The following is a 482-nucleotide window of genomic DNA, read 5'->3' on the forward strand; positions in this document are numbered from 1 at the left end:
TCGGTGGATCCGATCATCGATGTGAGTGATCCGCAGCAGATGCACGGGTACGCGTATGCGAACAATTCGCCGGTGTCGTTTACGGATCCGGATGGGTTGCGGCCGTTGGCGACGGGTGGTGGTGGGGAGGAGGACGCGTACTGGAAGAAGCGCGGTGAGCAGTTGGTGTACTCGATGTCGTCGAACCGTTGGACGGTGGTGCCCCGGCCGCCGCCGGTGTCGACGGTGCCGCCGGAGGTGGCGCAGGCGCGTCGGGATGTGGAGGACGCGAAGCAGGTCGTGGTGGCGGTGGCGAAGGAGCTCGGCCAGATTTTGATGGACGAGTTGGGGATCACCGACGCGGTCGACTGTTTCATCAACGGCGACATGGGCGCTTGTGCGATGACGGCGTTGAACGTGGTGTTGACGGCGGTTGGTGGCGCCGCGGGGAAGTTGTTGGCCCGTTACGGGTTGAAGCCGATGAGGTTGAAGGCGCTCGGGGA

Annotated in this window: 1 protein-coding gene; it reads left to right on the plus strand. The window is 64.3% G+C overall.

Annotated features, from left to right (window positions below; all coding sequences use genetic code 11):
- Positions 1 to 21: 21 nt before the first annotated feature.
- Positions 22 to 482, plus strand: a 461-nt coding sequence (locus tag ACFHW1_RS28860; RefSeq protein WP_416616747.1) for a hypothetical protein, incomplete at its 3' end; no start/stop codon positions are given.

It is taken from the genome of Micromonospora sp. LOL_014, assembly GCF_048060245.1.
Taxonomy (GTDB): Bacteria; Actinomycetota; Actinomycetes; order Mycobacteriales; family Micromonosporaceae; genus Micromonospora_E.